Genomic DNA, 19,896 nt, shown 5'->3' on the forward strand with positions numbered 1-19,896 from the left:
GGGCGACAACGTGTCGTTCACGGTTGAACTGATCGCGCCGATCGCGATGGAAGAGAAGCTGCGCTTCGCCATCCGCGAAGGCGGCCGCACCGTCGGCGCCGGCGTCGTGTCGAAGATCATCGAGTAATCGCAACCTGCGGGAGCGAAAAAGGGGCCGCCCGCCGGGCGGCCCCTTATTGCGTTTTGGCGGGTTTCCTGAAGCGCCAGGCGATACGCTCGCCGGGATTGGCGGCCAGGCCGGCCTCCATCCGGGCGAAAGGTGCCTTGGGCGCGATGCCGGAAAGCCGCGTGCGGGCGCCGTCGACGAGGCCCACCAGCGCGTCATCCGACAGCGTGTCTGTGCGCGCGGCGGCCAGCGCCGCCGCATCGGGGGCCGCGGTGCAGAGATAGACCAGGCTCGAGGGCGGACAGTGGGCCAGTGGCGTGAAATACTCCGCCAGCAGCTCCATCTGGGCGGGCAGCCAAGGCTGGCTCCAATGCAGGAAATCCTGGTGCACCACGACCGACCGGCCGGCAACCAGATGCGGAAAGAACGCGCCGGCGATGGCATCGGTGGCGGCGGTGGATTTGCAAGCGTCGAGTGCGAGGATCTCGATCGGGCCGCCCGGCCAGCCGTTATCTTCGATCTCTCCGGGATGAAAGGAGATGCATCCTTGCCATGGGGCCAGAAGGCGCCGGGCCAGCGGCAGGATGTCGTTGCCGTCGAAGGGCGCGACCCCGCCGGAATAGAGTACCCGGCGCTTGACCTTTTCGTCGGCGGTGAACCGGTCATAGGCATGGATCGGCGCGGCGCGGCCGGCGGCATGCTGACCGGCGGCCAGCCGCGCGGTCGAGCCACCGGCGAAACAGCCCAGATCGACCAGCGCGCCGGCGCCCGTCGCCCAGTGCGCGGCGAGCCAGAAATAGAGCCGCCGTTCGTCCGGGCTGATCATCGTGGGAACGTGGGCAGCAGGCGCGAGATCGTCGTCCGAGACCCCATTCCAAGGGGCTTTGGCGAAGAGGTCGGCGGTCGCGTCGCTAGGCATGGCGCCTGACTAGCACCCGGACCGGGACGAAACCAGTGCCGTGGCGAAAACCGCTCTTGATTCCGGCGCCGCAGTACCTTAACCCCGCCCATGGCCTTAGGGGTGTAGCTCAGTTGGTAGAGCATCGGTCTCCAAAACCGAGGGTCGTGGGTTCGAGTCCCTCCGCCCCTGCCAGGCCTTGACGGACACGCCGTCGCCCCTTGCATCGGCGCGACCGAACGCGTATCTCGGCGCCGTTAAGCACAGAGATCGGACGTGGCATGGCCAAGGCAAACCCCCTTCAGTTCATCCAGCAGACCCGCTCGGAAATCGCCAAGGTAGTCTGGCCCACGCGGCGCGAGGTGTTGCTGACCACGGTCATGGTTTTCATCATGGCCACGCTGACGGCGATCTTTTTCTTCTTCGTCGATCTTGCGATCCGCGAGGGGCTGAAGTTTCTCCTTGGCTTCTTCGGCTGATCGCGTTGCGCGGTCGCCCGCTTTTGCGGCGATCCCCCTTGAAAACGGGTAGGCGGGGTTGTAATCGGGGCGTTACTTTAGGGGCCGGCGTGCATCGATTCGGGTTGCGCGCTGTTTTCTGTTACGGGCACGGCGTTGCGGCGTCATAACGAAACCGGGGCGCGCGGCGCCTGGCGAAACACTGAGGTAACGGGCAAGATGGCGAAGCGTTGGTATTCGGTGAGCGTGCTCTCGAATTTCGAGAAGAAGATCGCCGACCAGATCAAGCACGCCGTCGAGGATGCCGGTCTCGAAGACGAGATCGAAGAAGTCCTGGTGCCCACCGAAGAGGTGCTCGAGGTGCGGCGCGGCAAGAAGGTGACGACCGAGCGGCGGTTCATGCCCGGCTACGTGCTGGTGCGCATGGAGATGTCCGACCGTGGCTATCACCTGATCAACTCGATCAACCGGGTCACCGGGTTTCTGGGCCCGCAGGGCAAGCCCATGCCGATGCGCGACGAGGAGGTGAACCAGATCCTCAACCGCGTGGAAGAGGGCGAGGCGGCGCCGCGCTCGCTGATCACCTTCGAGGTGGGCGAGAACGTGACCGTGACAGATGGGCCGTTCGAGGGGTTCTCGGGCATGGTCGAGGATGTGGACGACGACAACCAGCGCCTGAAGGTGACGGTGTCGATCTTCGGCCGGGCAACCCCGGTCGAGCTGGAATTCACGCAGGTGTCCAAGGGCTCCTGACGTGATGCGCGTGTGGGAGGCGAGCGGGCGCGCCCGCGGACCGGACCACTAAACCGATGCGCCGCCCTCGCGTGGGATCGGCGCGGTGAAAAGAAGGAGACGGCCAGATGGCCAAGAAACTTGCCGGCAAGATGAAGCTGCAAGTGCCCGCCGGACAGGCGAACCCGAGCCCCCCCGTGGGCCCGGCGCTGGGTCAGCGCGGCATCAACATCATGGAATTCTGCAAGGCGTTCAACGCCAAGACCCAGGAGATGGAACCGGGCGCTCCGTGCCCGACGGTCATCACCTATTACCAGGACAAGTCCTTCACGATGGATATCAAGACGCCGCCGGCGTCTTACTTCCTCAGGAAGGCCGCCAAGCTGAAATCGGGCGCCAAAGCGCCGGGCCGCGAGACCGCGGGCAGCGTGACCGTGGCACAGGTCAAGGAGATCGCCGAGGCGAAGATGAAGGATCTGAACGCCAACGATGTCGAGGGGGCGATGCAGATCATCCTGGGGTCGGCCCGCTCGATGGGCATCGAGGTGAAGGGGTAATCGCCATGGCAAAGCTTGGTAAACGTACCCGCGCGGCGCGCGAAACGGTCGCCGGACAGGCCGACCTGACGGTCGAAGAGGCGGTGAAGCTGGTCAAGAGCAACGCCACCGCGAAATTCGACGAAACCATCGAGGTCGCGATGAACCTGGGCGTCGATCCGCGTCATGCCGACCAGATGGTGCGCGGCGTTGTCAGCCTGCCCAACGGCACCGGCAAGACGATGCGCGTGGCGGTGTTCGCCCGCGGACCGAAGGCCGAGGAGGCCAAGGAGGCCGGGGCCGATATCGTGGGCGCCGAGGACCTGATGGAAACCATCCAGGGTGGCACGATCGAGTTCGACCGCTGCATCGCAACGCCGGACATGATGCCGATCGTCGGCCGCCTGGGCAAGATCCTGGGCCCGCGCAACCTGATGCCCAACCCCAAGGTCGGCACGGTGACGATGGACGTGAAGACCGCCGTCGAGGCCGCCAAGGGCGGCGAGGTGCAGTTCAAGGCCGAAAAGGCCGGCGTGGTCCATGCCGGTGTCGGCAAGGCGTCGTTCGACGAGGCCAAGCTGGTCGAGAACGTGCGCGCCTTTGTCGAGGCGGTCAGCCGCGCCAAGCCCGCGGGCGCCAAGGGTACCTACATGGAAAAGGTGAGCCTGAGCTCGACCATGGGGCCGGGCGTGTCGATCGACGTGGTTTCGGCCACCGGCAACTGAGCCCGGCCGATCGCCTGCATGGGCGGCAACCAATAGCAACGGCGGGCCAGCCGGCCCGCCTTTGTTGCTTTCTTCCGGTTGTGCAGCCCCGCTCGCGGCCAGTGCGTGTGTGGCGCGGCGAGAGCGGAAAGCGGCGTCAAACGCCGCTCATGGGACGGCCCGGTCTGATTGGGGCGTCGCCGCGGCGGGGCCTGAGCAGGGCAGACAAGGCGCGACGGGCAGGGGCGGGGCCGGTCTTCTGGCGCGGTGCCGCCGCATTCGGCCAAGAAATCCGCCGATCGGGGCTTGGCATTTCTGCCCGAAGCCTCTATCAGACACCATTCAGGGACGCCCTCCCGCAAGGAAGGGCGTCCCCGATTCGTCCGAGACGGTGGGTGGGGCTTCCCCATAAATCCTGCCTGAGACGGGAAAAGACCAGATTTCTTCGGGCGGCCAGCCGATGGCGTGCTGCCCCGGGGCGAAATTGGACGGACCCGTACGGACCCGAACGGTCGGGGCAGATGCCCCGGCTGACGAGAGCCGGAGGGGTCGCCCCCTCCCTTATTGGAGTGAAACTGTGGATAGAGCCCAGAAAGAGAAAGTGGTCGACGAACTCGGCCAGATCTTCGAAAGCTCTGGCGTCGTGGTGGTTGCGCACTACGCGGGTCTCACGGTTGCCGAGATGCAGGACCTGCGCGCGCGTATGCGTGATGCGGGCGGGTCCGTTCGCGTCGCCAAGAACAGGCTCGCCAAGATCGCCCTGGAAGGAAAGCCCTGCGCAAGCATCTCCGACCTTCTGACGGGCATGACCGTTCTTTCCTACTCGGAAGACCCCGTGGCTGCGGCCAAGGTCGCCGAGGGCTATGCCAAGGACAACTCGAAATTCGAGATCCTGGGCGGCGCGATGGGAGAGACGGCCCTGGACCGGGCCGGTGTCAAGGCAGTGTCCGAAATGCCGTCGCGCGAGGAGCTTATCGCTTCGATCGCCGGCTGCATCGGCGCACCCGCCAGCAACATCGCCGGAGCCATTGGCGCGCCTGCTTCCAACATCGCGAGCATCCTCTCGACCATCGAGGAGCGTGCGGAAGCCGCTTGAGCAACATCCTGAGCCCGCGTGAGGCTTGATTGCCCCGCGTTGGAACACAACTTGCACAGAATGGAAGACGGAAATGGCTGATCTGAAGAAACTTGCCGAAGAGATCGTGGGTCTGACCCTGCTCGAGGCGCAGGAACTGAAAAACATCCTGAAAGACGAGTACGGCATCGAGCCCGCCGCTGGCGGCGCCGTGATGATGGCGGGTCCCGCCGCCGGTGGCGAAGCCGAAGCCGCGGAAGAGCAGACCGAGTTCGACGTGATCCTCAAGGCCGCCGGCGCCTCGAAGATCAACGTGATCAAAGAGGTCCGCGCGATCACCGGTCTGGGCCTGAAAGAGGCCAAGGAGCTGGTCGAGGCCGGCGGCAAGGCCGTGAAAGAGCAGGTCTCGAAGGAAGAGGCCGAAGAGATCAAAGGCAAGCTCGAAGCGGCAGGCGCCGAAGTCGAGCTCAAGTGATCCGGGCGCGGGCGGTTGCCCCGCGACCCAATGCATGCGGGCTGGGTCCGGACTTTCCGGGCCCAGCCGAACCTGTCTCGAAAAGGGCTTGGGCAAAGCCCTTTTCAAGGTGAGGTTCGCGGTTCGGGAGCGGCCGGTGGGACGGCGCGCAGGAATTGAACCCGACCCCCTTATTTCGTGAGCGGCGCGGCCCCGTAGCCCGACGGCGGCATGCGCGCGCGACAGACGAAAGGTGACGATACACATGGCGCAGACGTTCGTTGGCCAGAAACGACTCCGCAAATTCTATGGCAAGATCCGGGAAGTCCTGGAGATGCCGAATCTTATCGAGGTTCAGAAATCCTCTTATGATCTTTTCCTGAAATCCGGCGATGAGCCCGAGCCCATGGATGGCGAGGGCATTCAGGGCGTGTTCCAGTCGGTCTTTCCGATCAAGGACTTCAACGAGACCGCCGTCCTGGAATTTGTGCGTTACGAGTTGGAACGGCCGAAATACGACGTCGAGGAATGTCAGCAGCGCGACATGACCTATTCGGCGCCGCTGAAGGTGACGCTGCGTCTGATCGTGTTCGATGTCGACGAGGACACCGGCGCCAAGTCGGTCAAGGACATCAAGGAGCAGGACGTGTTCATGGGCGACATGCCGCTCATGACCCATAACGGCACGTTCATCGTGAACGGCACCGAACGGGTGATCGTCAGCCAGATGCACCGCTCGCCCGGCGTGTTCTTCGATCATGACAAGGGCAAGACCCACGCCTCGGGCAAGCTGCTGTTTGCCTGCCGCATCATCCCCTATCGCGGCTCGTGGCTGGATTTCGAATTCGACGCCAAGGACATCGTCTTCGCGCGCATCGACCGCCGCCGCAAGCTGCCTGTGACGACCCTGCTTTACGCGCTGGGGCTCGATCAGGAAGGCATCATGGATGCCTATTACGAGACCGTCCCCTTCCGCCTGGAAAAAAACAAGGGCTGGGTCACCAAGTTCTTCCCCGAGCGGGTGCGCGGCACCCGTCCGACCCATGACCTGGTCGACGCCGCCACCGGCGAGGTGATCTGCGAGGCCGGCAAGAAGGTCACGCCGCGGCTGGTGAAACAGCTGATCGACGAAGGCAAGGTTTCCGAGATCCTGGTGCCCTTCGACCAGATCGTCGGCCGTTTCGTGGCCAAGGACATCATCAACGAGGAAACCGGCGCGATCTATGTCGAGGCCGGCGACGAGTTGACCTGGGAGGTCGACAAGGACGGCGAGGTCAGCGGCGGCACGCTGAAAGAGCTGCTGGATGCCGGGATCACCGACATTCCGGTACTCGACATCGATAACATCAATGTCGGCCCCTACATTCGCAACACCATGGCGCAGGACAAGAACATGGGCCGCGACACGGCGCTCATGGACATCTACCGCGTCATGCGCCCCGGCGAGCCGCCCACCGTGGAGGCGGCGAGCGCGCTGTTCGACACCCTCTTCTTCGATTCCGAGCGTTACGACCTGTCGGCCGTGGGCCGGGTCAAGATGAACATGCGTCTCAATCTGGATGCGCCTGACACCCAGCGCACCCTGCGCCGCGACGACATCATCGCCTGCATCAAGGCGCTGGTCGAACTGCGCGACGGCAAGGGCGACATCGACGATATCGACCATCTCGGCAACCGCCGGGTGCGCTCGGTCGGCGAACTGATGGAAAACCAGTACCGCGTCGGCCTGTTGCGGATGGAGCGCGCGATCAAGGAACGCATGTCCTCGGTCGAGATCGACACGGTGATGCCGCAGGACCTGATCAACGCCAAGCCCGCGGCCGCCGCCGTGCGCGAGTTCTTCGGCTCTTCGCAGCTCAGCCAGTTCATGGACCAGACCAACCCGCTGTCGGAGGTGACCCACAAGCGGCGCCTTTCGGCGCTGGGGCCGGGCGGCCTGACGCGTGAACGCGCCGGTTTCGAGGTGCGCGACGTGCACCCGACCCATTACGGCCGGATGTGCCCGATCGAAACGCCGGAAGGCCCGAATATCGGCCTGATCAACAGCCTTGCCACCTATGCGCGGGTGAACAAGTACGGCTTTATCGAAACCCCCTACCGCAAGGTCGAGGACGGGCAGGTCACCGACGAAGTGCATTACATGTCGGCGACCGAAGAGATGCGTCACACCGTGGCCCAGGCCAACGCCCATCTCGACGGCGAGGGGCGGTTCGTCAACGACCTCGTCTCGACCCGCCAGTCCGGTGAATACATGCTGGCGCCGCGCGACAGCGTCGATCTGATCGACGTGTCGCCCAAGCAGTTGGTTTCGGTCGCGGCCTCGCTGATTCCGTTTCTGGAAAACGACGACGCCAACCGCGCGCTGATGGGGTCGAACATGCAGCGCCAGGCGGTGCCGCTGTTGCAGGCCGACGCGCCGTTCGTGGGCACCGGCATCGAGCAGGTCGTGGCCCGCGATTCCGGCGCCGCGATCATGGCCAGCCGCGGCGGGGTGATCGACCAGGTCGATGCCACCCGTATCGTCGTGCGCGCCACCGAAGATCTCGAGCCCGGCGACCCGGGCGTCGATATCTACCGGCTGCGCAAATTCCAGCGGTCGAACCAAAACACCTGCATCAACCAGAAACCGCTGGTGAAGGTTGGCGACAAGGTGGTCAAGAACGAGGTGATCGCCGACGGCCCGTCGACCGACCTGGGCGAGTTGGCGCTCGGCAAGAACGTCGTCGTCGCCTTCATGCCCTGGAACGGCTACAACTACGAGGACTCGATCCTGATCTCCGAGCGGATCGTGCGCGACGACGTGTTCACCTCGATCCATATCGAGGAGTTCGAGGTCGCCGCCCGCGATACCAAGCTCGGGCCGGAAGAGATCACCCGCGACATCCCTAACGTCGGCGAGGAGGCGCTGCGCAACCTCGACGAGGCGGGCATCGTCTATATCGGCGCCGAGGTCGGGCCGGGCGACATCCTGGTGGGCAAGATCACGCCCAAGGGCGAAAGCCCCATGACCCCCGAGGAAAAGCTGCTTCGCGCGATCTTCGGCGAAAAGGCGTCGGACGTGCGCGACACCTCGCTGCGCCTGCCGCCGGGCGATTACGGCACCGTCGTCGAGGTGCGCGTCTTCAACCGCCACGGCGTGGAGAAGGACGAGCGCGCGCTGCAGATCGAGCGCGAAGAGGTCGAAAGCCTCGCCCGCGACCGCGACGACGAGATGGCCATTCTGGAGCGCAACATCTACGCGCGCCTGAAGTCCATGCTGCTCGGCAAGGTTGCGGTGAAGGGTCCGAGGGGCGTCAAGCCGAACTCGGAAGTCACCGAAGAGCTGCTCGAGACATTGTCGAAGGGCCAGTGGTGGCAGCTTGCCCTGGGCGACGAGGCCGATGCCGGCCAGGTCGAGGCGCTGAACGCCCAGTTCGAAGCGCAGAAACGCGCGCTGGAACACCGTTTCGAGGACAAGGTCGAAAAGGTGCGCCGGGGCGACGACCTGCCGCCGGGCGTGATGAAGATGGTCAAGGTCTTCATCGCCGTCAAACGCAAGCTGCAGCCGGGCGACAAGATGGCCGGCCGCCACGGCAACAAGGGCGTGGTCAGCCGCGTCGTCCCGATGGAGGACATGCCGTTCCTGGCCGACGGCACGCCCGTCGATCTGGTGCTCAACCCGCTCGGTGTGCCTTCGCGGATGAACGTGGGCCAGATCCTCGAAACCCATATGGGCTGGGCCGCGCGCGGCCTGGGGCTGAAGATCGACGATGCGCTGGACGACTACAAGCGCACGGGCGACCTGACGCCGGTGCGCGAGGCGATGCGCATCGCCTATGGCGACGATGTCTACGAAGAAGGCATCAAGGGGATGGAGGACGACCAGCTGATCGAATCCGCCTCGACCGTGACCCGTGGCGTGCCGATTGCGACGCCGGTCTTCGACGGCGCCAAGGAGCCGGACGTGAACGATGCGCTGAAGCGCGCGGGCTTCAACGAATCCGGCCAGTCGATCGTCTATGACGGGCGCACCGGCGAGCAGTTCGCGCGCCCGGTGACCGTGGGCGTGAAGTACCTGCTGAAACTGCACCACCTGGTCGACGACAAGATCCACGCCCGTTCGACCGGCCCCTACAGCCTGGTCACCCAGCAGCCGCTGGGCGGCAAGGCCCAGTTCGGCGGTCAGCGCTTTGGCGAGATGGAGGTCTGGGCGCTGGAAGCCTACGGTGCGGCCTACACCCTGCAGGAGATGCTGACGGTGAAGTCCGACGACGTGGCCGGCCGGACCAAGGTCTACGAGTCGATCGTCAAGGGCGAGGACAATTTCGAGGCCGGCGTGCCGGAATCCTTCAACGTTCTGGTGAAGGAAGTCCGCGGCCTCGGGCTAAACATGGAACTCCTGGATGCGGAGGAGGACGAGTAGGGCCATGCCCGAAGGTGGGTTGGCACCCACCCTACGCAAGGGTCGTAGGGTGGGTGGAAACCCACCGCTCCTTTCCCATTCCGCACGCCTTTCAAGGATTGAGACATGAACCAGGAACTGACCACCAACCCGTTCAACCCGCTGGCCGCGCCCAAGCAGTTCGACGAGATCAAGGTCTCGCTGGCCTCGCCCGAGCGGATTCTCAGCTGGTCCTACGGCGAGATCAAGAAGCCCGAGACCATCAACTACCGCACGTTCAAGCCCGAGCGTGACGGCCTGTTCTGCGCGCGCATCTTCGGTCCGATCAAGGATTACGAATGCCTGTGCGGCAAGTACAAGCGGATGAAATACCGCGGCGTCGTCTGCGAGAAATGCGGCGTCGAGGTCACGCTGCAGAAGGTCCGGCGCGAGCGCATGGGCCATATCGAGCTGGCCGCGCCCTGCGCGCATATCTGGTTCCTCAAGTCCTTGCCCTCGCGCATCGGCCTGATGCTGGACATGACGCTCCGCGACCTGGAACGCGTGCTTTATTTCGAGAACTACGTGGTGATCGAGCCGGGCCTGACGGACCTCGCCTACGGCCAGATGATGACCGAGGAAGAGTATCTCGACGCCCAGGACCAGTACGGCGCCGACGCCTTCACCGCCGGAATCGGCGCCGAGGCGATCCGCGAGATGCTGGCCCAGATCGACCTGGACTCCGAGGCCGAGCGCCTGCGCGAAGAGCTGAAGGAAGCCACCGGCGAGCTGAAGCCCAAGAAGATCATCAAGCGGCTGAAGGTCGTCGAGTCCTTCCTGGAATCGGGCAACCGTCCGGAATGGATGGTTCTGACCGTGATCCCGGTGATCCCGCCGGAGTTGCGCCCGCTGGTGCCGCTGGATGGCGGCCGGTTTGCCACGTCCGACCTGAACGACCTCTACCGCCGGGTCATCAACCGCAACAACCGCCTGAAGCGGCTGATCGAGCTGCGCGCGCCCGACATCATCGTGCGCAACGAAAAGCGGATGCTGCAGGAATCGGTCGACGCGCTGTTCGACAACGGCCGCCGTGGCCGGGTGATCACCGGCGCCAACAAGCGGCCGCTGAAATCGCTGTCGGACATGCTGAAGGGCAAGCAGGGCCGGTTCCGCCAGAACCTTCTGGGCAAGCGGGTCGACTTTTCCGGCCGCTCGGTCATCGTGACCGGGCCGGAGCTGAAGCTGCACCAGTGCGGCCTGCCCAAGAAGATGGCGCTCGAACTGTTCAAGCCGTTCATCTACTCGCGGCTGGAGGCCAAGGGCCTGAGCTCGACGGTCAAGCAGGCCAAGAAGCTGGTCGAGAAAGAGCGCCCCGAGGTGTGGGACATCCTCGACGAGGTGATCCGCGAACACCCGGTGCTCTTGAACCGGGCGCCGACGCTGCACCGCCTCGGCATCCAGGCCTTCGAGCCCACGCTGATCGAGGGCAAGGCGATCCAGCTTCACCCGCTGGTCTGCTCGGCCTTCAACGCCGACTTCGACGGTGACCAGATGGCCGTGCACGTGCCCCTCAGCCTTGAGGCGCAGCTAGAAGCGCGCGTGTTGATGATGTCGACCAACAACGTGCTGTCGCCGGCCAACGGCGCGCCGATCATCGTGCCGTCGCAGGACATGATCCTCGGGCTCTACTACATCACGATGGAGCGCGAGGGCATGAAGGGCGAAGGCATGGTCTTCGCCGATGTCGAGGAGGTACAGCACGCGCTGGACGCGGGCGAGGTGGATCTGCACGCCAAGGTCACCGCGCGGATCAAGCAGATCGACGAGACCGGCGCAGAGGTCTACCAGCGTTTCGAGACGACACCCGGGCGGATGCGCCTGGGCGCGCTGCTGCCGCTTAACGCCAAGGCCCCGTTCCACCTGGTCAACCGCCTTCTGCGCAAGAAGGAGGTGCAGCAGGTCATCGACACCGTCTACCGCTATTGCGGCCAGAAGGAGTCGGTCATCTTCTGCGACCAGATCATGGGAATGGGCTTTCGCGAGGCGTTCAAGGCCGGCATTTCCTTCGGCAAGGACGACATGGTGATCCCAGAAAGCAAGTGGGACATCGTCGAGGGCGTCCGCGACCAGGTGAAAGAGTTCGAACAGCAGTACATGGACGGCCTGATCACCCAAGGTGAGAAATACAACAAGGTCGTCGATGCCTGGTCGAAATGTTCGGACGCCGTGGCCAGCGCGATGATGGACGAGATCTCGGCGGTGCGCCATGACGATGCGGGCGCCGAGATGGAGCCCAACTCGGTCTACATGATGTCCCACTCGGGTGCGCGGGGCTCGCCCGCCCAGATGAAGCAGCTGGGCGGTATGCGCGGGCTGATGGCCAAGCCGTCGGGCGAGATCATCGAGACGCCGATCATCTCGAACTTCAAGGAAGGTCTGACGGTGCTGGAGTACTTCAACTCCACCCACGGCGCGCGGAAAGGCCTGGCCGACACCGCGCTCAAGACCGCGAACTCGGGCTACCTGACCCGGCGTCTGGTCGACGTGGCGCAGGACTGCATCGTGCGTCACAACGATTGCGGCACCGATAACGCGATCACCTGCGAGGCGGCGGTGAACGACGGCGAGGTCGTGGCCTCGCTGGCCGAGCGGCTGCTGGGCCGCGTGGCGGCCGAAGACGTGCTGAAACCCGCCACCGACGAGGTGCTGGTCAGCCGCAACGAGCTGATCGACGAGCGCAAGGCCGACACCATCGAGAAGGCGGGCGTTGCCACCGTGCGCATCCGCAGCCCGCTGACCTGCGAGGCCGAAGAAGGCGTCTGCGCGGCCTGCTACGGGCGCGACCTGGCACGCGGCACCATGGTGAATGTGGGCGAGGCCGTGGGCATCATCGCGGCCCAGTCGATCGGCGAGCCGGGCACCCAGCTGACGATGCGGACGTTCCACATCGGCGGCATCGCCCAGGGCGGCCAGCAGTCGTTCCAGGAGGCCAGTCAGGACGGCAAGGTCGAGTTCCGCAACGCCAACCTTCTCAAGAACGCCTCGGGCGAGAACATCGTCATGGGCCGCAACATGACCCTTGCGATCATGGACGAGAACGGCGTCGAGCGGGCCAGCCACAAGCTGGGCTACGGCACCAAGGTCTTCGTCGAGGACGCGCAGTCGGTGAAGCGCGGCGACAAGCTGTTCGAATGGGACCCGTATACCCTGCCGATCATCGCCGAGAAGGCGGGCCACGCCAAATTCGTCGACCTGGCCACCGGCGTGTCGGTGCGCGAGGATACCGACGACGCGACGGGCATGACCCAGAAGATCGTGTCCGACTGGCGCGCCGCGCCCAAGGGCAACGACCTGAAACCGGAAATCCTGATCGTCGACCCGGCGAGCGGCGAACCGGTGCGCAATGACGCGGGCAACCCGGTGACCTACCCGATGTCGGTCGACGCGATCCTGTCGGTCGAAGACGGGCAGGAGATCAAGGCCGGCGACGTGGTCGCCCGGATCCCGCGCGAGGGCGCCAAGACCAAGGACATCACCGGCGGTCTGCCGCGGGTGGCGGAACTGTTCGAGGCGCGCCGACCCAAGGACCACGCGATCATTGCCGAGATCGACGGCTATGTCCGCTTCGGGCGCGACTACAAGAACAAGCGCCGGATCACCATCGAAGCGGCCGACGAAACGCTCGACCCGGTGGAATACATGGTGCCCAAGGGCAAGCACATCCCGGTGCAGGAAGGCGACTTCGTCCAGAAGGGCGACTACATCATGGACGGCAATCCCGCGCCGCATGACATCCTGTCGATCATGGGTGTCGAGGCGCTGGCCAACTACATGATCGACGAGGTGCAGGACGTCTATCGCCTTCAGGGCGTGAAGATCAACGACAAGCACATCGAGGTCATCGTCCGGCAGATGCTGCAGAAATGGGAGATCGCCGACAGCGGCGACACCACGCTGCTGAAGGGCGAGCATGTGGACAAGGCCGAGTTCGACGCCGCCAGCGAAAAGGCGCTGGCCAAGGGCGGACGCCCGGCCCAGGGCGAGCCGATCCTGCTGGGCATCACCAAGGCGTCGCTGCAGACCCGCAGCTTCATCTCGGCGGCCTCGTTCCAGGAGACCACGCGCGTGCTGACCGAAGCCTCCGTGCAGGGCAAGCGCGACAAGCTGGTCGGCCTGAAGGAGAACGTCATCGTCGGCCGGCTGATCCCGGCGGGCACCGGCGGGGCCACCCAGCGCGTGCGCCGCATCGCGGCCGAGCGCGACCAGAAGGTGATCGAGGCGCGCCAGGCCGAGGCCGAGGCCGCCGCCGCGCTGGCCGCGCCGGTGGACGACGTGGTGGAGGCGGGCGAGGACGATCTCGGCCTCGTCGAAACGCCGGAGAGCCGCGAGGAATAATCGCGCGTTCAGGAGTGCAGGACACGCCCCCGCCTTGGCGGGGGCGTTTTCGTTTGGTGCGTGCTTGCGTGGCGGTCGCGCGGCAAATGACAGGTTCGCGCCCGTCATGATCGCTGCTGCATTGCAGCTAGATGACCCGCTGTTCCAATTCTGAAGGGTCATCAACATCGACGTGCCAAAATGCGACTGCGCCATCAGGCATTTTCTCCAGCACGCGCTCGAAGTCTCTTTTGTCAGTGCAGCGCCGGACTGCCCATGCAGTTGCTTCAATCGCATTGTCGGGCGTCAGGTTATGGTTCACGCGAACCTGCTTTACTTCGGCAACCAGTTCAGACCGCCCGGTGAAAGGAACCGGGTGATCGCTGACGTCCCAGCGGTGCACGAAAATTGCACGAAGCACACTTGGCAAAACCGCTGCGAAGTCCAAACCCTGTTGTGCTGTCAGGCGGCGACGAAAGACCTGAAACACCGCATCAACAGCGGTGTAGGCCATGTTGTCCGACTGAAGACACATACGCTCTTTCACATCATCCAGAAATGCCCGCCATTCTTTGGACGCATGTCTGTATGTCCACGGCATTGGCATTTGCGGTTACGTTCCGGAGTAATTTTGTCCTCGTAAAGCCTAAAGAAATCGGTCTTGAATTGTCGAGGACGAACGGCCGTTTGCGTCCCGCAATGCGGCCCGCCCGCGCCTTCGGAAAATCCCGCTTCCTCTTTTCGCCAGCCCTGCTACTCCGATCCCATGACGCCGCTGTCCGACAACATGCGCGGCGCGGCCCTGATGATGGGGTCGATGGCCGCCTTCACCTTCAACGACGCCTGCATGAAGGCGCTGTCCGATACCGTGCCGTTCTTTCAGGCGCTGTTTCTGCGGGGGCTTGCCACAACGGCCCTGTTGCTGATCATCGCGCAGCGTTTCGGCGCGCTGACCTGGCGGTTTCCGACACGCGACCGGCGCCGGATTGCCATACGCACGCTGGCCGAGATCGGCGCGGCCTACTTCTTTATCACCGCGCTTTTCAACGCGCCGATTGCCAATGTGACCGCGATCATCCAGGCCATTCCGCTCAGTGTCACGCTGGCGGGCGCGCTTTTTCTGGGCGAGCGGGTGGGCTGGCGGCGCTGGGCGGCGATCGGGATCGGGTTCGCGGGGGTGATGCTGATCGTGCGTCCGGGCACCGAGGGCTTTACGCTTTATTCCGTGTATGCGCTGATCGCGGTCGGTTTCGTGACGCTGCGCGACCTCGTTACGCGCGGCCTGTCGCCGAACGTCCCTTCGTTTAGCGTTGCGATTTCGGCCGCGGTCGGGGTGACGGTCTTTGCCGGGCTCGGGGCGGCCACGGGGCCATGGGTCGCCCTCGACATCAAGACGACGGCCCAGCTCGCCGGCGCTGCGGTCTTTGTGATCGGCGGCTATCTCTTTTCGGTGATGGCCATGCGGGTGGGGCAGGTGGCGGTCGTGGCACCGTTCCGCTACACGGCGCTGGTCTGGGCATTGGTCCTGGGGGCTGCGGTCTTTGGTGAATGGCCTTCGGGGCTGACGCTGTTGGGGGCCGGGGTCGTCGCGGCAACAGGGGTTTACACCCTGCGCCGCGAGTCCCGGCTTGCGCGACGGGCGGGGCCGGTGCCGCTGCGGCCGCGTTAAGCTGTGTTCATGAGTGTTGACACCCCCCTCGACTCGACCTATAGAGCGCGAACTCGGGCTGTCGGTATTGCCGTCTCGGCCTGAAATCAGAACTGAAGTGGTCACGATCCGGGCCTAGGCCCCGATCCTCTGGAATTCCACCGCGTCGTTCCCGCGAACGAGGGGACGCATGCGGTTTTGGCGTTTCGTGGACGCACGAAACGCATGAGAGACGAGATTTGAACGGGTTGCAACACGGGGAACCGGAATGCCGACGATCCAACAGCTGATCCGCAAGCCGCGGCAGCCGAAAGTGAAACGACAGAAGTCCATGCATCTGCAGGCATGCCCGCAGAAGCGCGGCGTCTGCACACGCGTCTACACGACCACGCCGAAAAAGCCGAACTCGGCCATGCGGAAGGTGGCGAAGGTGCGCCTCACCAACGGTTTCGAGGTGATCAGCTACATCCCCGGTGAAAGCCACAACCTGCAGGAGCACTCGGTGGTGCTGATCCGCGGCGGCCGGGTCAAGGACCTTCCGGGTGTCCGCTATCACATCCTGCGCGGCGTGCTGGACACCCAGGGCGTCAAAGACCGCAAGCAGCGCCGCTCGAAATACGGCGCCAAGCGTCCGAAGTAAGGAGAGACGTAGATGTCCCGTCGTCACGCTGCCGAAAAGCGCGAAATCCTGCCCGACGCCAAGTTTGGCGACCGGGTGGTCACCAAGTTCATGAACAACCTGATGATCGACGGCAAGAAATCCGTCGCCGAGCGGATCGTCTACAACGCCTTCGACCGGGTCGAGTCCAAGCTCAAGCGGTCGCCCGTCGAGGTCTTTACCGAGGCGCTGGACAATGTGAAGCCCTCGGTCGAGGTGCGGTCGCGCCGGGTCGGCGGCGCCACCTACCAGGTGCCCGTCGAGGTGCGTCCCGAACGCCGCGAGGCGCTGGCGATCCGCTGGCTGATCAACGCCAGCCGCGCCCGCAACGAGAACACCATGGAAGAACGCCTCGCCGGCGAGCTGATCGACGCGGTCCAATCCCGCGGCTCGGCCGTGAAGAAGCGCGAAGACACCCACAAGATGGCGGAAGCCAACAAGGCATTCAGCCACTACCGCTGGTAACACTCTAGGCCCCCAGGACCCGACCCCATGGCACGCGAATATACCCTCGATCGCTACCGCAATTTCGGCATCATGGCGCATATCGACGCCGGAAAGACCACTTGCACGGAGCGCATCCTCTACTACACCGGCAAGTCCCACAAGCTCGGCGAGGTGCATGACGGCGCCGCGACGATGGACTGGATGGAGCAGGAGCAGGAGCGGGGGATCACCATCACCTCGGCGGCGACCACCACCTTCTGGTTCCGTACCGAGGACGGCGAGAACCCGACCGGCATCTACGGCGACACGCCGCAAGAGGCCAAGTTCCGGTTCAACATCATCGACACCCCCGGCCACGTGGACTTCACCATCGAGGTCGAGCGCTCGCTCGCCGTTCTCGACGGCGCGGTTGCCGTGCTGGACGCCAATGCCGGCGTCGAGCCCCAGACCGAAACGGTCTGGCGCCAGGCCGACCGTTACAAGGTGCCGCGCATCGTGTTCGTCAACAAGATGGACAAGATCGGCGCCGACTTCTTCAATTGCGTCAAGATGATCAAGGACCGCACGGGCGCCCAGCCCGCGCCGGTGCAGATGCCGATCGGGGCCGAGGACGAGCTCGAGGGCGTCGTCGATCTCGTGACGATGAAGGAATGGGTCTGGAAGGGCGAAGACCTGGGCGCCTCCTGGGTCGTTCAGGATGTCCGCGACGAGTTGAAGGACAAGGCCGAAGAGATGCGCGGCGAGCTCATCGAACTGGCCGTCGAGATGGACGACGACGCGATGGAGGCCTACCTGGAGGGCGACGAGCCCGACATGCCGAAGCTGCGCGAGCTGATCCGCAAGGGCACGCTGGCCATGGCCTTCGTTCCGGTGCTCTGCGGCTCGGCGTTCAAGAACAAGGGTGTTCAGCCGCTCCTGAACGCGGTGATCGACTACCTGCCCGGTCCGCTCGACGTGCCGCCCTATATGGGCTTCAGCCCCGATGACGAGACCGAGACCCGCAACATCGAGCGCCGTCCGGGCGACGACCAGCCCTTCGCGGGCCTGGCGTTCAAGATCATGAACGACCCGTTCGTCGGCTCGCTGACATTCACCCGCATCTACTCGGGCCTTCTTGAGAAGGGCGGCAGCGTGCTGAACTCGACCAAGGGCAAGCGCGAGCGCATCGGCCGCATGATGATGATGCACTCGAACTCGCGCGAAGAGATCGATTGGGCGGGCTCGGGCGACATCATCGCGCTGGCCGGCCTGAAGGAAACCACCACCGGCGACACGCTGTGCGATGCCAAGTCACCCGTGGTGCTGGAAACCATGACCTTCCCCGATCCGGTGATCGAGATCGCGGTCGAGCCCAAGACCAAGGCCGACCAGGAGAAGATGTCCCAGGGCCTGGCGCGGCTTGCCGCCGAGGACCCGTCCTTCCGCGTCGAGACCGACCTCGAGTCCGGCCAGACCATCATGAAGGGCATGGGCGAACTTCACCTCGACATCCTGGTCGACCGCCTCAAGCGCGAGTTCAAGGTCGAGGCGAATATCGGTGCGCCGCAGGTGGCCTATCGCGAGACCATCAGCCACGAGGCCGAGATCGACTACACCCACAAGAAACAGTCGGGTGGCTCGGGCCAGTTCGCACGGGTCAAGATGGTCATCTCGCCGACCGAGCCGGGCGAAGGCTACAGCTTCGAGTCGCTCATCGTCGGCGGTTCGGTGCCCAAGGAATACGTCCCCGGCGTCGAGAAGGGCATCAACTCGGTCATGGATTCGGGCCCGCTGGCCGGCTTCCCGGTCATCGATTTCAAGGTCAAGCTGATCGACGGCGCCTACCACGACGTCGACTCGTCGGTCCTGGCCTTCGAGATCGCGTCGCGCGCAGCGATGCGCGACGGCCTGAAAAAGGCCGGCGCCAAGCTGCTGGAACCGATCATGAGTGTCGAGGTGGTGACGCCCGAGGAATACACCGGCAACATCATCGGTGACCTGACCTCGCGGCGCGGCCAGGTGCAGGGTCAGGAGACCCGCGGCAACGCCATCGTCATCAACGCCTTCGTCCCGCTGGCCAACATGTTCGGCTACATCAACAACCTGCGCTCGATGTCGAGCGGCAGGGCCCAGTTCACGATGCAGTTCGACCACTACGAGCCGGTGCCGCAGAACATCAGCGACGAGATCCAGGCGAAATACGCATAACGGAGGGTGGGTCAAGCCCACCCTACCGCAACCCCGTAGGGTGGGTGCCAGCCCACCACCCGACAAGACAGCAGGAGGCCACCATGGCTAAGGAAAAGTTTGAGCGTAACAAACCGCACGTGAACATCGGCACGATCGGCCATGTTGACCACGGCAAGACGACGCTGACGGCGGCGATCACGAAGTATTTCGGGGATTTCCGGGCGTATGACCAGATCGACGGCGCGCCCGAGGAGAAGGCGCGCGGGATCACGATCTCGACGGCGCATGTGGAATACGAGACCGACGCGCGGCATTACGCGCACGTGGACTGCCCCGGCCACGCCGACTACGTGAAGAACATGATCACGGGCGCGGCGCAGATGGACGGCGCGATCCTTGTGGTGAACGCGGCGGACGGCCCGATGCCGCAGACGCGCGAGCACATCCTTCTGGCCCGCCAGGTTGGCGTTCCGGCGCTGGTGGTGTTCCTCAACAAGGTCGACCAGGTGGACGACGAGGAGCTTCTGGAGCTGGTCGAGATGGAGGTTCGCGAGCTTCTGGAAAGCTACGAGTTCCCGGGCGACGACATTCCGATCGTGGCGGGCTCTGCGCTGGCGGCGATGAACGGCGAGAACCCCGAGATCGGCGAGAACAAGATCCGCGAACTGATGACGGCGGTGGATGAGTACATCCCGACGCCGGAGCGCCCTGTCGACCAGCCGTTCCTGATGCCGATCGAGGACGTGTTCTCGATTTCCGGCCGTGGCACGGTTGTGACCGGCCGCGTCGAGCGCGGCGTGATCAACGTGGGCGACGAGATCGAGATCGTGGGCATCAAGGACACGCAGAAGACGACCTGCACGGGTGTCGAGATGTTCCGCAAGCTTCTGGACCGCGGCGAGGCGGGCGACAACATCGGCGCGCTTCTGCGCGGCATCGACCGCGAGCAGGTGGAGCGCGGGCAGGTGCTGTGCAAGCCCGGCTCGGTGACGCCGCACACCAAGTTCGAGGCCGAGGCCTACATCCTGACCAAGGAAGAGGGCGGCCGCCACACGCCGTTCTTCGCCAACTACCGCCCGCAGTTCTACTTCCGCACGACGGACGTGACCGGGACGGTTCAGCTGGCCGAGGGCACCGAGATGGTGATGCCGGGCGACAACGTGTCGTTCACGGTTGAACTGATCGCGCCGATCGCGATGGAAGAGAAGCTGCGCTTCGCCATCCGCGAAGGCGGCCGCACCGTCGGCGCCGGCGTCGTGTCGAAGATCATCGAGTAA

The 19,896-nt window shown here is 64.6% G+C and carries 16 protein-coding genes and 1 tRNA gene; 15 read left to right on the forward strand and 2 right to left on the reverse strand.

The features are described 5' to 3' along the window. A partial coding sequence (locus tag Ga0609869_RS18230) for an EF-Tu C-terminal domain-related protein (RefSeq protein ID WP_498073159.1) occupies window positions 1-127 on the forward strand: 127 nt, incomplete at its 5' end. A 46-nt stretch (window positions 128-173) separates the two neighbouring features. Here the strand turns inward: Ga0609869_RS18230 and Ga0609869_RS18235 are convergent. Next, window positions 174-1,025: a class I SAM-dependent methyltransferase gene (locus Ga0609869_RS18235; RefSeq protein ID WP_125402953.1), complete on the reverse strand. Its 852-nt coding sequence runs from the start codon at window positions 1,023-1,025 to the stop codon at window positions 174-176. Window positions 1,026-1,123: 98 nt separating this feature from the next. Here Ga0609869_RS18235 and Ga0609869_RS18240 point away from each other — a divergent pair. The 9 genes from Ga0609869_RS18240 (at window position 1,124) to rpoC (ending at window position 13,718) form a co-directional block, all read left to right on the forward strand. Continuing rightward, window positions 1,124-1,199 (forward strand) — tRNA-Trp (locus Ga0609869_RS18240). Window positions 1,200-1,285: 86 nt separating this feature from the next. Then, window positions 1,286-1,483: a preprotein translocase subunit SecE gene (gene secE, locus Ga0609869_RS18245; RefSeq protein WP_125402954.1), complete on the forward strand. Its 198-nt coding sequence runs from the start codon at window positions 1,286-1,288 to the stop codon at window positions 1,481-1,483. 198 nt (window positions 1,484-1,681) lie between these two features. Next, entirely contained in the window at window positions 1,682-2,215 is a 534-nt protein-coding gene (gene nusG / locus Ga0609869_RS18250; protein ID WP_125402955.1) for a transcription termination/antitermination protein NusG, read from the forward strand. Window positions 2,216-2,322: 107 nt separating this feature from the next. Beyond that, window positions 2,323-2,751 carry a 50S ribosomal protein L11 gene (gene rplK, locus Ga0609869_RS18255; RefSeq protein ID WP_125402956.1) on the forward strand — a complete coding sequence of 143 codons (429 nt, stop codon included), beginning with the start codon at window positions 2,323-2,325 and terminating at the stop codon, window positions 2,749-2,751. Window positions 2,752-2,756: 5 nt separating this feature from the next. Next, complete coding sequence (gene rplA, locus Ga0609869_RS18260; protein WP_125402957.1) at window positions 2,757-3,455, forward strand: 50S ribosomal protein L1; 699 nt, start codon at window positions 2,757-2,759, stop codon at window positions 3,453-3,455. A 556-nt stretch (window positions 3,456-4,011) separates the two neighbouring features. After that, entirely contained in the window at window positions 4,012-4,530 is a 519-nt protein-coding gene (rplJ, locus tag Ga0609869_RS18265) for a 50S ribosomal protein L10 (RefSeq protein ID WP_125402958.1), read from the forward strand. Between the two features lie 73 nt (window positions 4,531-4,603). Beyond that, a complete protein-coding gene (gene rplL, locus Ga0609869_RS18270) occupies window positions 4,604-4,984 on the forward strand; it encodes a 50S ribosomal protein L7/L12 (RefSeq protein WP_125402959.1) in 381 nt (126 codons plus the stop codon). Window positions 4,985-5,228: 244 nt separating this feature from the next. Beyond that, window positions 5,229-9,365: a DNA-directed RNA polymerase subunit beta gene (gene rpoB / locus Ga0609869_RS18275; RefSeq protein WP_125402960.1), complete on the forward strand. Its 4,137-nt coding sequence runs from the start codon at window positions 5,229-5,231 to the stop codon at window positions 9,363-9,365. 105 nt (window positions 9,366-9,470) lie between these two features. Next, entirely contained in the window at window positions 9,471-13,718 is a 4,248-nt protein-coding gene (rpoC, locus tag Ga0609869_RS18280; RefSeq protein WP_125402961.1) for a DNA-directed RNA polymerase subunit beta', read from the forward strand. A gap of 127 nt (window positions 13,719-13,845) precedes the next feature. Here the strand turns inward: rpoC and Ga0609869_RS18285 are convergent, their stop codons facing one another. Then, window positions 13,846-14,304: a DUF2267 domain-containing protein gene (locus tag Ga0609869_RS18285; RefSeq protein WP_125402962.1), complete on the reverse strand. Its 459-nt coding sequence runs from the start codon at window positions 14,302-14,304 to the stop codon at window positions 13,846-13,848. A 159-nt stretch (window positions 14,305-14,463) separates the two neighbouring features. Between Ga0609869_RS18285 and Ga0609869_RS18290 the strand changes: the two genes are divergently transcribed. The 5 genes from Ga0609869_RS18290 to tuf all read left to right on the forward strand — a co-directional run bounded on the left by Ga0609869_RS18290 (window position 14,464) and on the right by tuf (window position 19,896). Further along, the gene (locus tag Ga0609869_RS18290) at window positions 14,464-15,366 is read left to right on the forward strand and encodes a DMT family transporter (protein ID WP_125402963.1); all 903 of its coding nucleotides are present in this window, start codon (window positions 14,464-14,466) and stop codon (window positions 15,364-15,366) included. 247 nt (window positions 15,367-15,613) lie between these two features. Further along, complete coding sequence (gene rpsL, locus Ga0609869_RS18295) at window positions 15,614-15,985, forward strand: 30S ribosomal protein S12 (protein ID WP_035253348.1); 372 nt, start codon at window positions 15,614-15,616, stop codon at window positions 15,983-15,985. A gap of 12 nt (window positions 15,986-15,997) precedes the next feature. Next, window positions 15,998-16,468, forward strand: coding sequence for a 30S ribosomal protein S7 (rpsG, locus tag Ga0609869_RS18300; protein ID WP_125402964.1), 471 nt, complete (start codon window positions 15,998-16,000; stop codon window positions 16,466-16,468). Window positions 16,469-16,495: 27 nt separating this feature from the next. Then, entirely contained in the window at window positions 16,496-18,637 is a 2,142-nt protein-coding gene (fusA, locus tag Ga0609869_RS18305; protein WP_125402965.1) for an elongation factor G, read from the forward strand. Window positions 18,638-18,720: 83 nt separating this feature from the next. Further along, a complete protein-coding gene (gene tuf, locus Ga0609869_RS18310) occupies window positions 18,721-19,896 on the forward strand; it encodes an elongation factor Tu (protein WP_369022884.1) in 1,176 nt (391 codons plus the stop codon).

This window comes from Rhodovulum iodosum (assembly GCF_041020385.1).
Lineage (GTDB): Bacteria > Pseudomonadota > Alphaproteobacteria > Rhodobacterales > Rhodobacteraceae > Rhodovulum > Rhodovulum iodosum.

Excerpts from the sequence above, each read along its gene's own strand:
- Ga0609869_RS18235 (WP_125402953.1), bottom strand. The coding sequence starts at position 1,025 with ATGCCTAGCGACGCGACCGCCGACCTCTTCGCCAAAGCCCCTTGGAAT.
- secE (WP_125402954.1), top strand. The coding sequence starts at position 1,286 with ATGGCCAAGGCAAACCCCCTTCAGTTCATCCAGCAGACCCGCTCGGAA.
- nusG (WP_125402955.1), top strand. The coding sequence starts at position 1,682 with ATGGCGAAGCGTTGGTATTCGGTGAGCGTGCTCTCGAATTTCGAGAAG.
- rplK (WP_125402956.1), top strand. The coding sequence starts at position 2,323 with ATGGCCAAGAAACTTGCCGGCAAGATGAAGCTGCAAGTGCCCGCCGGA.
- rplA (WP_125402957.1), top strand. The coding sequence starts at position 2,757 with ATGGCAAAGCTTGGTAAACGTACCCGCGCGGCGCGCGAAACGGTCGCC.
- rplL (WP_125402959.1), top strand. The coding sequence starts at position 4,604 with ATGGCTGATCTGAAGAAACTTGCCGAAGAGATCGTGGGTCTGACCCTG.
- rpoB (WP_125402960.1), top strand. The coding sequence starts at position 5,229 with ATGGCGCAGACGTTCGTTGGCCAGAAACGACTCCGCAAATTCTATGGC.
- rpoC (WP_125402961.1), top strand. The coding sequence starts at position 9,471 with ATGAACCAGGAACTGACCACCAACCCGTTCAACCCGCTGGCCGCGCCC.
- Ga0609869_RS18285 (WP_125402962.1), bottom strand. The coding sequence starts at position 14,304 with ATGCCAATGCCGTGGACATACAGACATGCGTCCAAAGAATGGCGGGCA.
- Ga0609869_RS18290 (WP_125402963.1), top strand. The coding sequence starts at position 14,464 with ATGACGCCGCTGTCCGACAACATGCGCGGCGCGGCCCTGATGATGGGG.
- rpsL (WP_035253348.1), top strand. The coding sequence starts at position 15,614 with ATGCCGACGATCCAACAGCTGATCCGCAAGCCGCGGCAGCCGAAAGTG.
- rpsG (WP_125402964.1), top strand. The coding sequence starts at position 15,998 with ATGTCCCGTCGTCACGCTGCCGAAAAGCGCGAAATCCTGCCCGACGCC.
- fusA (WP_125402965.1), top strand. The coding sequence starts at position 16,496 with ATGGCACGCGAATATACCCTCGATCGCTACCGCAATTTCGGCATCATG.
- tuf (WP_369022884.1), top strand. The coding sequence starts at position 18,721 with ATGGCTAAGGAAAAGTTTGAGCGTAACAAACCGCACGTGAACATCGGC.